Origin of the sequence: Campylobacter sp. BCW_6460 (assembly GCF_001762705.1) — a bacterium.
GTDB classification, from domain to species: Bacteria; Campylobacterota; Campylobacteria; order Campylobacterales; family Campylobacteraceae; genus Campylobacter_D; species Campylobacter_D jejuni.
The window spans coordinates 1-13,572 of record NZ_MJXI01000034.1 but is presented as its reverse complement, the minus strand read 5'-3'; the positions used below and the strand labels follow the sequence as shown (position 1 = coordinate 13,572).

The 13,572-nt window shown below is 31.1% G+C and carries 12 protein-coding genes and 1 pseudogene; all 13 read left to right on the top strand.

Annotated features, from left to right (window positions below):
* Positions 1-63 precede the first annotated feature (63 nt).
* Positions 64-1,443: a bipartate energy taxis response protein CetA gene (cetA, locus tag AJ881_RS06570; protein WP_070283121.1), complete on the top strand. Its 1,380-nt coding sequence runs from the start codon at positions 64-66 to the stop codon at positions 1,441-1,443.
* A 17-nt stretch (positions 1,444-1,460) separates the two neighbouring features.
* On the top strand, positions 1,461-1,958 hold the full coding sequence (cetB, locus tag AJ881_RS06565) for a bipartate energy taxis response protein CetB (protein WP_044780082.1): 498 nt from the start codon (positions 1,461-1,463) through the stop codon (positions 1,956-1,958).
* Positions 1,959-2,045: 87 nt separating this feature from the next.
* Positions 2,046-3,905, top strand: a complete 1,860-nt coding sequence (mnmG, locus tag AJ881_RS06560; RefSeq protein ID WP_070283122.1) for a tRNA uridine-5-carboxymethylaminomethyl(34) synthesis enzyme MnmG — start codon at positions 2,046-2,048, stop codon at positions 3,903-3,905.
* Positions 3,906-5,192: an arsenic transporter gene (locus AJ881_RS06555; RefSeq protein WP_070283123.1), complete on the top strand. Its 1,287-nt coding sequence runs from the start codon at positions 3,906-3,908 to the stop codon at positions 5,190-5,192.
* Between the two features lie 89 nt (positions 5,193-5,281).
* A complete protein-coding gene (gene petA / locus AJ881_RS06550; RefSeq protein WP_002852880.1) occupies positions 5,282-5,785 on the top strand; it encodes a ubiquinol-cytochrome c reductase iron-sulfur subunit in 504 nt (167 codons plus the stop codon).
* A gap of 1 nt (position 5,786) precedes the next feature.
* Positions 5,787-7,037 carry a cytochrome b gene (locus AJ881_RS06545; protein WP_002852758.1) on the top strand — a complete coding sequence of 417 codons (1,251 nt, stop codon included), beginning with the start codon at positions 5,787-5,789 and terminating at the stop codon, positions 7,035-7,037.
* Positions 7,034-8,158: a cytochrome c1 gene (locus AJ881_RS06540; protein ID WP_070283124.1), complete on the top strand. Its 1,125-nt coding sequence runs from the start codon at positions 7,034-7,036 to the stop codon at positions 8,156-8,158. Before AJ881_RS06545 ends, AJ881_RS06540 begins: the two co-directional genes overlap by 4 nt.
* A 125-nt stretch (positions 8,159-8,283) precedes the next feature.
* On the top strand, positions 8,284-9,447 hold the full coding sequence (locus AJ881_RS06535; RefSeq protein ID WP_070283125.1) for an SAM-dependent methyltransferase: 1,164 nt from the start codon (positions 8,284-8,286) through the stop codon (positions 9,445-9,447).
* A gap of 115 nt (positions 9,448-9,562) precedes the next feature.
* Positions 9,563-10,354 (top strand): 30S ribosomal protein S2, encoded by a 792-nt coding sequence (gene rpsB / locus AJ881_RS06530; protein ID WP_044780078.1) that lies wholly within the window; start codon positions 9,563-9,565, stop codon positions 10,352-10,354.
* The gene (gene tsf, locus AJ881_RS06525; protein WP_002852901.1) at positions 10,354-11,427 is read left to right on the top strand and encodes a translation elongation factor Ts; all 1,074 of its coding nucleotides are present in this window, start codon (positions 10,354-10,356) and stop codon (positions 11,425-11,427) included. The genes rpsB and tsf overlap by 1 nt, the downstream gene beginning before the upstream one ends.
* Positions 11,428-11,439: 12 nt before the next feature.
* The gene (locus AJ881_RS06520; RefSeq protein WP_002870701.1) at positions 11,440-12,075 is read left to right on the top strand and encodes an ABC transporter ATP-binding protein; all 636 of its coding nucleotides are present in this window, start codon (positions 11,440-11,442) and stop codon (positions 12,073-12,075) included.
* Positions 12,062-12,829, top strand: a complete 768-nt coding sequence (gene fliR, locus AJ881_RS06515) for a flagellar biosynthetic protein FliR (RefSeq protein WP_070283126.1) — start codon at positions 12,062-12,064, stop codon at positions 12,827-12,829. Before AJ881_RS06520 ends, fliR begins: the two co-directional genes overlap by 14 nt.
* Before the next feature lie 56 nt (positions 12,830-12,885).
* A pseudogene (locus AJ881_RS06510) lies at positions 12,886-13,572 on the top strand (highly acidic protein); the annotation flags it as partial.

The following is a 13,572-nucleotide window of genomic DNA, read 5'->3' as shown; positions in this document are numbered from 1 at the left end:
TATATATTACTAAAATATACTTTAATTTATGACTTCAAAAATTTTTAATAAAGGGGTAAATTTATGGTGAAAAATGGATTATTATCAACTATTTTTCTAAGTATTATCGGTGTTTTAGGCGCCATTTTTATTCATATTTATATTGGAGTGATAATTTTTATTTTAATCGCTGTTTTAACGATTTATTTGCTTAGACAACACAAAGATGAGCAAATAATGATAGATAAACTTTTGGTTCTTTGTAGAGAGTTAAAAGAAGGAAATTTTGACAATAGAATGATCTATGTAAAAACAAAAAGCAAAAAATTAGCCGAAATAGCAGATAATCTTAACAATACTATTGATGGACTAGAAGCTTACTTAAGGGAAATTAATACTTCTATTTCTTGTTCTCAAAAAGGTGAATTTTATCGCAAAGCTTTGCCTGAAGGTTTAAAAGGAATTTTTGCTCATAATATCGAATTTATAAATAAAGCTTTAGCAAACATAGAAGTGACAGCAAGATCCACTTTTAAAAATGCTTTATCAAGAACTTTAATGGATTTAAGCCTTGGAAATCAAAATAAAGATATGTCTCAAATTTCTAGCTCATTAAATCAAGATATTAGCATGATGAAAAATGTATATGATACAGTTGATGCCATTACTCATACAGCTACAGAAAATGGCTCAGAGGTGGATTCTTTGCAAAGTGCTATGGGTTCTTTAATGGATGTTGTAAATTCGAGCAAGGAAACAGTGCAAACTTTTGTAGCTAATTCCCAAAATATTACTTCAGTGGTTGAAGTAATACGCGATATAGCTGATCAAACCAATCTTCTAGCTTTAAATGCTGCTATTGAAGCTGCACGTGCAGGAGAACATGGTAGGGGCTTTGCGGTTGTGGCTGATGAAGTTAGAAAGTTAGCAGAAAGAACTCAAAGATCTACAAGCGAAATTTCCATTGCAATTCAGACTATGCAACAGGATTTTGTAAATATCCAAAGTGGCAGCGATCAAGTTTTTAACATTGTTAGTGAATCTGAAGAAAGAATTAATAAATTTTCTCAAGCTTTTAAACGTCTAGAAGAAAATAGTAGTGCTCTTGGTGTTAATTTTGGATCCTTTGCAAAGAGATTGATTTTATCTGTAGTTAAAATCGATCATATTCTTTATAAATCAAATATATATTTAAATTTAAATGGAGCTCAAAATTTCAATCTTGAAAGTGTAGATCCAATTTCTAATCTTTGCCAAGATGAGAGAGCTCAAGGTGTTATTAATGAACTTAGCTCTGAAACTGAGTTAAATTTAGCTAAAGAATTTATAAAAGATAATGCTAAAAAAGCAATAGAAGAATCAAGTCAAGATTATATCGATCAAAAAGCTTATGATGCGATTGTAAATGATATTAAATCACTAGAGCAAAGAAGTGCTGAAATCTTAGCAAAATTAAAAATATAAATTAAGAGGGTGGGAAAATGTCAAGAGAAATTTTTTTACAAGAAGATAGTTTAATTACTTCTAAAACAGATTTAAAAGGTAAAATAGTTTATGCAAATGATGATTTTTTAAAGTATGCAGGTTATACCATGGGTGAAGTTTTAAATAAACCTCATAACATAGTAAGACATGAAGATATGCCAAAAACTGTTTTTAAATATTTATGGGATTATATGAGAGAGGGTAAGGAAATTTTTGCTTACGTAAAAAACAAAACTAAAGATAACAATTACTACTGGGTTTTTGCAAATGTAACTCCATCAATAGATATTAATAATAATATCATAGGCTATTATTCCGTTCGTCGTATGCCAAATAAAAGCGCTATTTCTACAATAGAAAGCCTTTATAGCGATCTTTTAAGAGTAGAACAGCAACAAGGTTTAAATAAAGGTGTTGAGATGCTTAAAAATTTCTGCAAAGATGCAGATAAAACTTATAATGAGTTAATTTTCTCTCTTCAAGAAGCTAAATAAATTTTTGTTAGGCTTAAAACGAGTTTGTTTTAAGTCTAAATATTATATAATCTTTCTTTTAAAAATTCACATTTTTCAAGGCAAAATATGTTTGATGTCATTGTTATAGGTGGTGGACATGCGGGTGTTGAAGCAAGTGCTGCTGCTGCTAGAATGGGTAAAAAAACCTTACTTTTAACTACATTGATTGAGCAAATAGGAGCAGCAAGTTGTAATCCAGCTATAGGTGGACTTGCAAAAGGGCATTTGGTAAAAGAACTTGATGCCATGGGTGGTCTTATGGGTGAAATCACCGATGAAGCGGGAATACAATTTCGCATTTTAAATGAAAGTAAGGGTGTAGCCGTTCAAGGAAGTAGGGCGCAAATTGATATGGATAAGTACCGTATCATTGCACGTAATAAACTTTTAAAACTTCCAAATTTAGAAATTTCTCAAGAACAAGCGAATGCTTTAATCGTAGAAAATGATGAAGTTAAAGGCGTAAAAACAAATTTAGAAAATACATATTTTGCCAAAAAAGTGATACTTACAACAGGGACTTTTTTAAATGGACTTATTCATATAGGCGAAAATAAACTTCAAGCAGGAAGGGTAGGGGAGCTTGCTTCAGTAAATTTAGGCAATTATCTACAAACTTTGGGTTTAAAAATGGGGCGTTTAAAAACAGGAACTTGCCCAAGAGTAGATGCAAAAAGTATTGATTTTAGCGCACTTGAAATCCAAGATGGCGATGTAAATCCTAAAGCTTTTAGTTTTCGTTCAAGAAATTTTAATCCTACTCAACTTCCTTGTTATATCGCACGCACTAATACAACTACACATGAGATTATTAAGAATAATTTTTATCGTGCCCCACTTTTTACAGGACAGATTGAAGGCGTGGGGCCAAGGTATTGTCCTTCTATAGAAGATAAGATCAATCGTTTTAGCGACAAAGAAAGTCATCATCTTTTTATAGAGCCTCAAACTATCGATGCAACGGAGTATTATATCAATGGTTTTTCTACTTCTTTGCCCTATGAAGTGCAAATTCAAATGCTGCGTTCTATAAAGGGTTTTGAAAATGCTAAAATAACCCGTTTTGGTTATGCTATAGAATATGACTATATAGAGCCAACTGAACTTAAGCATACTTTAGAACTTAAAAAGATTAAAAATCTTTATTGTGCAGGACAGATTAATGGAACTACAGGTTATGAAGAGGCTGCAGCACAAGGCTTTATGGCAGGAATCAATGCAAGTTTAAGCATAGATATGAAAGAGCCTTTGATTTTAAGGCGTGATGAAGCTTATATAGGAGTTTTAATTGATGATTTGGTAGTAAAAGGTACAAAAGAACCTTATAGAATGTTTACTTCAAGAGCGGAATTTAGACTGCTTTTAAGGGAAGAAAATGCTATACTTAGACTTGGAAAATATGGCTATGATTTAGGGCTTTTAAGTGAGCAAGATTTTACTTATATACAAAATATCGCAAACAATCTTCAAAAAGGACTTGAATTTTTACTTTCTAAAGAATTCACACCTAATAACCAAAATAATGCTTTTTTAGAGAGTTTAGGAGAAGATAAAATTTCTTCTATAGTCAATCTTCAAAAAATTGTCGCAAGAGCAAGTTTTGATATAGAAAAATTAAAAAAACTTGATCCTATGTTTGAAACTATGGATCATTACTCCTTAAGAGAGATTTTAAATGAGGCAAAGTATTATCATTACATTAGTATGCAAAAAGCTCAAGTAGAAAAAATGAAAAATCTTAGCGAGCTTAAAATTCCTGAAAATTTTGATTTTAAAAGTGTAAGCGGTTTGAGTAATGAAGTTGTAGAAAAGCTTAATCATCATAAACCTCCAACTATTTTTGCTGCAAGTCAAATCAGTGGAATCACTCCTGTGGCGTTGGATATTTTGCAAATTTATATCAAAATGCAAAAGAAAAAAGCTTAAATGCTTGCTTTTTTTATTTTTTTATCTACTTTAGTTTTACTTTTTTGGCGTCCATGGAATTTACCTATTTGGGTATTTTCTAGCTTGGGAGCTTTTTTTGTTTTTATTTTTCAATTAGTAGATTTTAAAGATGCTTATTTTGTTTTTTCTTTGGTTTGGGATAGTTCTTTAACTTTAGTTGGGTTGATTATCCTTTCTTTTAGCTTGGAAGCTTTAGGATTTTTTGATTTTATTGCGAGTAAAATTTTGCATTTTTCTAGAGAGAAAAATCAAGAAAAAATTTATATCAGCACAAAAAAATTGATGTTATTTTTGTTGATTTTTGTCTTTTTTCTTTCTGCATTTTTTGCTAACGATGGAGCGATTTTAATCATTACACCTATTATTATAGCTTTATTTTCAACTCTTAAAGATTGTAAAAATCATGCTTTTATTTTAAGTTCTTTTTTGCTTAGTCTTTCTTTTTTATGTGATGCAAGTTCAAACGCTTTGGTTATTTCAAATTTAACCAATATCATCACAGCAAATTATTTTAAGATAGAATTTTTAGAATTTGCTAAAAATATGTTTTTGCCAAATTTTTTTATTTTGCTTTCTACTATAGTTATGGTTTTTGTGCTTTATGTGAGAGTTTTGCCTAAAAGGCTTGAATTTAAATTAGTCAAAAAAGAGCAAATTTCATCGAAGTTGTTTTTTCTTTGCATAGTATTTTTATTTCTTTTTGTGATCAGTTTTTTTATAGGTGAAATTTTTGATATTAAAATAAGTTTTTTTGCTTTACTTTGGGCGGGAATTTTTTGGCTTATTGTTTTAAAAATTCAAGGTAAAAAAAGTATTAAAATTCTTTTTGAAGCACCTTATGGAGTTTTGCTTTTTAGTTTTGGGCTTTATATGGTAGTTTTTGCTTTACATAAAATAGGTGTGAGTGAAATTTTGGTTAAAAGTTATGCTTTTTTGATGCAAGATAAGAGTGGAATTTTTGGTGTGGCTTTGATTTCAGCTTTTGGATCTTCTGTGTTTAATAATTTGCCTATGGTTTTAATCGGAGATTTGGCATTAAAAGAATATTTTGAGAATTTTTCTTTTGATTCTTTGATGATTTATGCTCATCTTTTGGGGGTAAATATAGGCCCAAAACTTACGCCAATAGGTTCTTTGGCAACTTTGCTTTGGCTTGGAGTTTTGGCTAGAAAAGGCATTAATATTTCTTTTTGGCAATATTGTAAATTTGGCTTTTTGATAACTTTACCTGTGCTTGTTTTTTCTCTTTTTGCTCTTATTGTCTAAATATCAAAACTTGTTAAACAAAGAAAAAATTTATTTTAATTTCGATAAACTTTTAACTTGGTTAAAAAATAAAATCGAAAGGACAAGTTATGGCTACATCTGAGAGTAGACGAAGCTTTATGGGCTTTGCATTTGGAAGCGTAGCTGCTGTAGGCGGTGTTTTCTCGCTTGTTGCGATGAAAAAAACTTGGGATCCGCTTCCAAGTGTCAAAGCTGCAGGTTTTACTACAGTAGATTTATCAGGAATGCAAGATGGAGAGCTTAGAACTATAGAATGGCGTAAAAAGCCTATTTTTATATTAAAAAAAGATGCGAGTATGCCAAAAGATGAAAAACGTGATGTTGTGGTAGATAACGCAGCTTATACTGTGGTTATAGGACTTTGTACGCATTTGGGTTGTATACCTGCTTACCAACCAAGTGAGCAATTGTTTAAATGTGCCTGTCATGGTGGAGAATTTGACACAAGTGGAAAAAATGTCTTTGGACCTCCTCCAAAGCCTCTTGAAATTCCTCCTTTTAAGATTGATGGAACCAAACTTGTTTTAGGCGAAGAGGGTCCTGAATATAAAAAAATGATAGCGGAGGCTTAAGATGGCACAAATTAGAAAAGCTAATGGTCTTGTAGATTGGCTTGATCAAAGACTTGCAGTACATAAACTACTTGATGTTTTGATGGTAAAGTATTGGATACCAAAGCAAATTAACTTTCTTTGGGCAATGGGGGTTATTTTAACCACTCTTTTTGCAGTGCTTTTTGTTACAGGACTTTTACTTGTAATGTATTATAAACCAGATACTGCACTTGCTTTTGATAGTGTGAATAAGACTATTATGCAAGAGGTGGATTATGGATGGCTTTGGCGTCACATGCATGGTGTTGCCGCTTCTGTTGTATTTTTGATTATATACATACATATGCTAACAGGAATTTATTACGGTTCTTATAAAAAAGGTCGTGAGATGATTTGGGTTAGCGGTATGCTTTTGTTTGTTGTATTTTCTGCTGAAGCTTTTAGTGGGTATATGCTTCCTTGGGGACAAATGAGTTATTGGGCAGCTCAAGTAATCACTAATCTTTTTGGAGGGATACCATTTATTGGCCCTGAGCTTGTGATTTGGATTCGTGGAGATTATGCGGTTTCTGATCCAACTTTAACAAGATTTTTTATGCTTCATGTGTGCTTGCTTCCTATAGTTATCATTGCTATTATAGCATTTCACTTCTATTCTTTAAGAATTCCTCATGTTAATAATGAAATTTCTGAAGAACTTGACTTTGATTTAGAGGCTGAAAAATACATGGCAGGTGACACAAAGGGTTCTAAAGTGATTCCTTTTTGGCCAGGATTTTTATCAAAAGATTTTATGTATATAAGCTTTTTTATGATTTTCTTCTTTTATTTGGTCTGTTTTAAATTTGAATTTGCAATGGATCCAATTAATTTTGATCCAGCTAATGCGCTTAAAACACCAGCTCATATTTATCCTGAGTGGTATTTCTTATGGAGTTATGAAGTTTTAAGAGGATTTTTCTTTGATATTGCAGGTATTAAAGCTTTTGATATAGGTTTGGCTGCATTTGGTATTGCTCAAGTGATTTTCTTCTTGCTTCCTTGGCTTGATAGAAGTGATGTTGTAAAACCAGCTCATGAAAGACCTTTATTTTTCATTTGGTTTTGGATATTGCTTATCGATTTAATTGTTTTAACAGTTTATGGAAAATTACCTCCAACAGGTGTAAATGCTTGGGTAGGATTTTACGCTTCTATAGTATTTTTACTTTTACTTATTGTAGTTTTACCGGTTATTACTATTATGGAGAGAAAAGGAGCTAAACAATGAGAGAAATAAAAATATTTTTAGTTGTAGTAGTTTTTACCGCACTTGTATATTGGGGGGTAGAGCCTTATGCTCATTCAGTGATGAAGCCTCATGTTGCTCCTGCAAATTTTGATTTTGCTGTAGAAGATACTACTTTTGCAAAAGGTATAGTTGAGGCTAAAGAATTAGCTCTAAAAGATGCACAAGCTTCAGGAGATGCTAAAAGAATAGAGAGTGCAAACAAAGAACTTGAAAAAGCAAAAGAAGAATTAAGCAAAGTTGAAACACTTTGGGCAGATGTTGCAAAGATCGATTTTGCTAAGGGTGATGCAAAAAAAGGTAAAGAATTTTTTGAAAATAACTGTTTTGCATGTCATGGTGTAAAAGAAGATGGAATAGCAGCTAATATTACTGATTCTTCTATGGGAGTAATACCACCTGATCTTAGTGCAGCTGGTGCTATTTTTGATGAAAAATTTTTAGCTGCTTTGATTATGCATCCTGCGCTTGCTTTAAAAGTAGATCATAAATTTGGTGATGCTTTTATTATGACAGCTTACAATAAAGATACTTCAGGAGAAAGTGAAGAAGCTACAAATGCAAATATAGCCAATGTAATTGCTTATCTTAAAGATGTGAGTGTTAAATTTGAAGCCAATGAAGATGCTACTATTAAGAAAGATGTTGAGGCAAAATATGCTAAAATGGAAAATAGCGCTCAAAAAGTGGCTTTAATGGAAAAAGATATAAAATTTGCTAAAGATAAAGCAACTTTTATTGAGGCTTGCGGACGTTGTCATGATATGAAATACGATAGCTTTTTTACTCTATCAAATCAAAATGATTTAAAAACTTATTTAGGTTCTGTTCCGCCTGATCTTTCTATGATGATAAGATCTCGTGGTGAGCAATATTTACATGATTTTATTAATAACACTCAAAAACTTCTTCCAGGAACCGCTATGCCAAGAGTAGGTTTAACAGAAGCTGCACAGGCTAAGGTTGTATCTTATATTGATCAAGTGGGTGATAGCAAGAAAGAAGAAAGAAAAACTACAGGAATTTATGTAATGATATTCTTTGTAATTTTAAGTATTTTTGCTATAGGTTGGAAGCGCTCTGTTTGGTCTAAATTACATTAATATTACATTTTTTGCCATTATTTAGTGATAATGGCAAAAATCTTATTTTTTCTTCATTTTTATTAATTTTTAAACCTAATTAAGAGATACTATCAAATAATAATTATTATTAATTGGAGTATGTCATGCTTGAAAAACAAATGATTAAATTTATTCTTTCAAAATGGAATTATGGAAATTTTAGAATTGTATTTTGGGATCAAGAAGAATTTCATGTGGGTAATCAGTCTGCTAAATTTTCTTTAATTTTCAAAGAAAAAATACCTTTTTTAAAATTATTTAGTGATACGAGTTTAGTTTTTGCAAAACATTATATGGAGTCTAAACTAGAAATAGAAGGTGATTATGATGAAATAGCTAAAGTTTTGTATTATTTTTCAAATAAGCGTTTTTTAAAAAATACAGAGGATGTCTTGAGTAAAATAGCCCAAAAACAGGAAAGTAAAAATATTAAAAGTCATTATGATATAGGTAATGATTTTTATAAGCTTTGGCTTGATGATACTATGAGCTATTCTTGCGCTTATTTTAAAGAGCCTAATAATACTCTTTATGAAGCTCAAATTAACAAAATAGAACATACTCTTAAAAAACTTGATTTAAAAGAAGGAGAAAAGCTTTTAGATATAGGTTGTGGCTGGGGTTGGCTTTCTATTATGGCAGCTCAAAAGTATGGAGTTAAGGTTGTTGGAATTACTATTTCAGAGGAGCAGTGTAAAAAAGCCAAGGAAAGAGTAAAAGAACTTGATCTTGAAGATAAAATAGAAATAAGACTTCAAAATTATCAAGATTTAGAATTTGAAAATTATTTTGATAAAGTTGTTTCTGTGGGTATGTTTGAACATGTAGGCAAAGAGAATTTAGGACTTTATTTTATGAAAGTAAAACAAGTTTTAAAACCTGGAGGTTCTATGCTTTTACATTCTATTTTAGCCATGTTTGAAGGAAAAACAAATGCTTGGATAGATAAATATATTTTTCCAGGAGGATATTTACCTTCTTTAAGAGAGGTTGTAAGTGCTATGAGCGAGTGGGATTTTCATCTTCTTTTAGCAGAAAGTTTAAGAATGCACTATGCAAAAACTTTAGATTTATGGGATGAAAATTTTAACAAAGTATTAGACAAGGTAAGGGAAAAATATGATGAAGAATTTATAAGAATGTGGGATTTGTACCTTCGTTCTTGTGCCTCTGCTTTTCGTGTTGGAAGCGTGGATTTGTTTCAATTTTTAATCACAAAAGAAATCAATAATAATCTAAGTCTTACCAAGGACTACATATATAAGTAAAAACTAAACTTAAATTTGATAGAATCTTAGCTTCATTTCACACACATCAATCCTTTTTAGCTTGTGTAAATTAAGGGATGTGGAGGAATAAAGCTAAATTTATAAGGAGAAACTCATGGTTAGTATGAGAGATTTATTAGAATGCGGTGTGCATTTTGGACACCAAACAAGACGCTGGAATCCAAAGATGAAAAAATTCATTTTTGGCGAGAGAAAAGGTATTTATGTAATTGATTTACAAAAAACTTTAAGATATTTTAGATATACCTATAATATCGTTCGTGACGCTGCTGCCGAAGGAAAAACTATACTTTTTGTTGGAACAAAAAAACAAGCAGGTGGAGCGATTAAAGAATACGCTGAAAAATGCGGTATGCCTTATGTAAATCATAGATGGCTTGGCGGTATGATGACAAATTTTGGTACTATTCGCCAATCAATTAGAAAATTAGAAGTAATTGAAAAAATGGAAGAAGATGGAAGTATTAAGCTTTTAACTAAAAAAGAAGCTTTAATGCTTACAAGAAAAAAAGAAAAATTATTAGCTTATTTAGGTGGAATTCGTTATATGAAAACTCAACCTGATATGATTTTTGTTGTTGACACAGTCAAGGAAAAAATTGCTGTTCAAGAAGCAAATAGATTAAGAATTCCTGTTGTAGCTCCACTAGATACAAACTGCGATCCTGATTTGGTAACTTATCCTATTCCAGGAAATGATGATGCAATTCGTTCAGTGCAACTTTTCTGTCAAGAAATGGCTGAAGCGATTAATGAAGGAAAAGCTTTAAGAGAACAAGATGGTGAAGCTTTACCAAATGAAGAAAAAGAAATCACCGATGAAGAGAAAAAAGAAGTTTTAGATGAAGCGATGAGCGAAGAAGACTTCGGTGAGGAGCAAGAATAATGGCTGAAATCACTGCTGCAATGGTAAAAGAACTCCGCGAAAGTACAGGTGCGGGGATGATGGATTGTAAAAATGCTTTGAGTGAAACTAATGGAGATTTTGATAAAGCAGTACAACTTTTAAGAGAAAAAGGTTTAGGTAAGGCTGCTAAAAAAGCAGATAGACTTGCTGCAGAAGGTTTAGTAAGTGTAAAAGTAAGCGATGATTTTACAAGCGCAACTGTAAGCGAGATTAATTCCGAAACAGATTTTGTGGCAAAAAATGATCAGTTTATCGCTTTAACAAAAGATACTACAGCTCATATTCAAAGCAATAGCTTGCAAAGTGTGGAAGAACTTCATTCAAGCACAATCAATGGCGTAAAATTTGAAGAATATTTAAAAAGTCAAATTGCAACTATAGGAGAAAACTTAGTTGTAAGAAGATTTGCAACTTTAAAAGCAGGTGCTAACGGCGTTGTAAATGGTTATATCCATACAAATGGCCGTGTTGGTGTTGTGATCGCTGCAGCTTGCGATAGCGCTGAAGTGGCTTCAAAATCAAGAGATTTGTTAAGACAAATTTGTATGCATATTGCAGCAATGAGACCAAGTTATTTAAGTTATGAAGATTTGGATATGACTTTTGTTGAAAATGAATACAAAGCTTTGGTTGCTGAACTTGAAAAAGAAAATGAAGAAAGACGCAGACTTAAAGATCCAAATAAACCTGAACATAAAATTCCTCAATTTGCAAGTCGCAAACAATTAAGCGATGCAATTTTAAAAGAAGCTGAAGAAAAAATCAAAGAAGAGCTTAAAGCTCAAGGTAAACCTGAAAAAATTTGGGACAATATTATCCCAGGTAAAATGAATAGCTTTATAGCAGATAATTCTCAACTTGATAGCAAACTTACTTTAATGGGTCAGTTTTATGTAATGGATGATAAAAAAACCGTAGAACAAGTAATTGCCGAAAAAGAAAAAGAATTTGGCGGAAAAATTAAAATTGTCGAATTTATTTGCTTTGAAGTTGGCGAAGGTTTAGAAAAGAAAACTGAAGATTTTGCGGCTGAAGTTGCTGCACAACTTTAAAAACGGTTAAAAATGGAACTCTTAAGAGCGGAAAATTTAAGCCATAGTTTTGATTATCCGCTTTTTGAGGGTTTAAATCTTGCTTTAAATACTAAAGATTGCATTGCTATTCAAGGGAGTAGCGGTTGTGGCAAATCTACTCTTTTGCATATACTTTCTTCTTTATTAATTCCAAAAAAGGGTGAAGTTTTTTTTAAAGGTTCTAGTCTTTATCAGATAGATGAAAACGAAAGATTAAAAATTCGCCGTTATGATTTTGGTATTATTTTTCAGACACATTATCTTTTTAAAGGTTTTTCAGCTTTAGAAAATATCGAACTTGCTAGTGTTTTATCGGGTCAAAATTTAGATGAGAAAATTTTAAAAAGATTAGGTATTGATACGCTTTTACATCAAAAAATAGGAAAGCTTAGCGGCGGACAACAACAGCGTGTGAGTATCGCGCGCGTGCTTTGTAAAAAACCAAAGATTATTTTTGCTGATGAAGCAACTGGAAATTTGGATTTTGATAATGCTAAAAATGTTATCGAACTTTTAATTTCCTATGTTAAAGAAAATGATGCAGCTTTATTTTTTGTAACTCACGATAGTAAGCTTGCAAGTTTTTGTGATAAAACTTATACTATAAACGCCAATGGAATTTGTTAATTATTTAGGCGATAAAAATGTTGTAACTTTTATGTTGCTTCTTGCTAGAATGAGTGGTCTTATAGTTTTTTTTCCTTTTTTTTCATATAATTCTATCCCTATGGTGATAAAAAGTACTATAGTTTTATTTTTGACTATGTATTTATATCCTTTGGCTAGATTAGAATCTTTGCATTTAGATAGTTTTTTTGTTTTACAGCTTATTAGTGAAGTGATTTTTGGAATGATAGCAGGATTAATGCTTCAAATTATTTTTGCTATTATTATGATGGCAGGTGAGCAGATTGCTTTTACTATGGGATTTACTATGGCAAGTATATTAGATCCAAGTTCTGGAACGAGTATGCCTATTACGGCACAAATTTTAAATTTGCTTGCTTTGATGTTTTTTCTTGCTTTTGATGGTCATCATTTAATGCTTTTGTTTTTAAGTCATTCTTTAGGTTATATTAGTTTAGGTGGATTTTATCCGCATGAGAATTTAATGCATTATTTAAATATGGGTATGTTTAATATTTTCATCATAGGTTTTACTATGAGCTTTCCCATACTTGGAATTTCACTTTTAGCCGATGTTATTTTTGGACTTTTGATGAAAACAATGCCACAATTTAATCTTTTAGTTATTGGCTATCCTATAAAGATAGCTTTAGGCTTTGTAGTTTTGATCGCTATTTTATTAGTTATGATGCAATATTTTAAAAATTTAATTTTAGAACTTTTTACTCATATGCAAACTCTTTTTTTCTCCTAAGGAAAGGATAAATGAAATTATCGTAAAATAGTGATTATTTTTTAAGGATTAAAGTGATGAAAATTTTACTTTTAAATGAAAACCCTGTAGTTTCAAGACTTGTAAGCCTTAGTGCTAAAAAAATGTCTTATGATTTTGAAGAACTTAATGCTTATAGTGAAAATTTGGGTAATTATGATGTGATTGTTGTAGATAGCGATACTCCAGCACCTTTAAAAATTCTTAAAGAAAAATGTGATAGATTGATTTTTTTAGCTCCGCGAAACCAAAATGTAGAAGATATAGATGCGCAAATTTTACAAAAACCTTTTTTACCTACAGATTTTTTAAATTTACTTAATAATAAAGATACAAACAAACATACATCTATTGATTTGCCAATGTTAAGCAATGATGAAAATCCTTATGCTGATATAAGCTTGGATTTAGATAATTTAAATTTAGATGATTTGCCTGATGAAAATTCTTTAGATATAAATTCAGATGGAATGGAAGATTTGAGTTTTGATGATGATGCGCAAGATGATAATGCAAACGAAACTTTAGAAACTCAAAATTTAGAAGATGAAAATTTAGAACAAGAAGCAACTAAAGAACAGACTCAAGAAGACATTCAAACTGATTTAGATTTAACTTTGGAAGATGGCGGAAGCGAAAAAGAAGACTTAAGCCAAGAACATACAGCTTTGGATACTGAGCCTAGTTTAGATGAACTAGATGATAAAAATGATGAAGATTTAGAA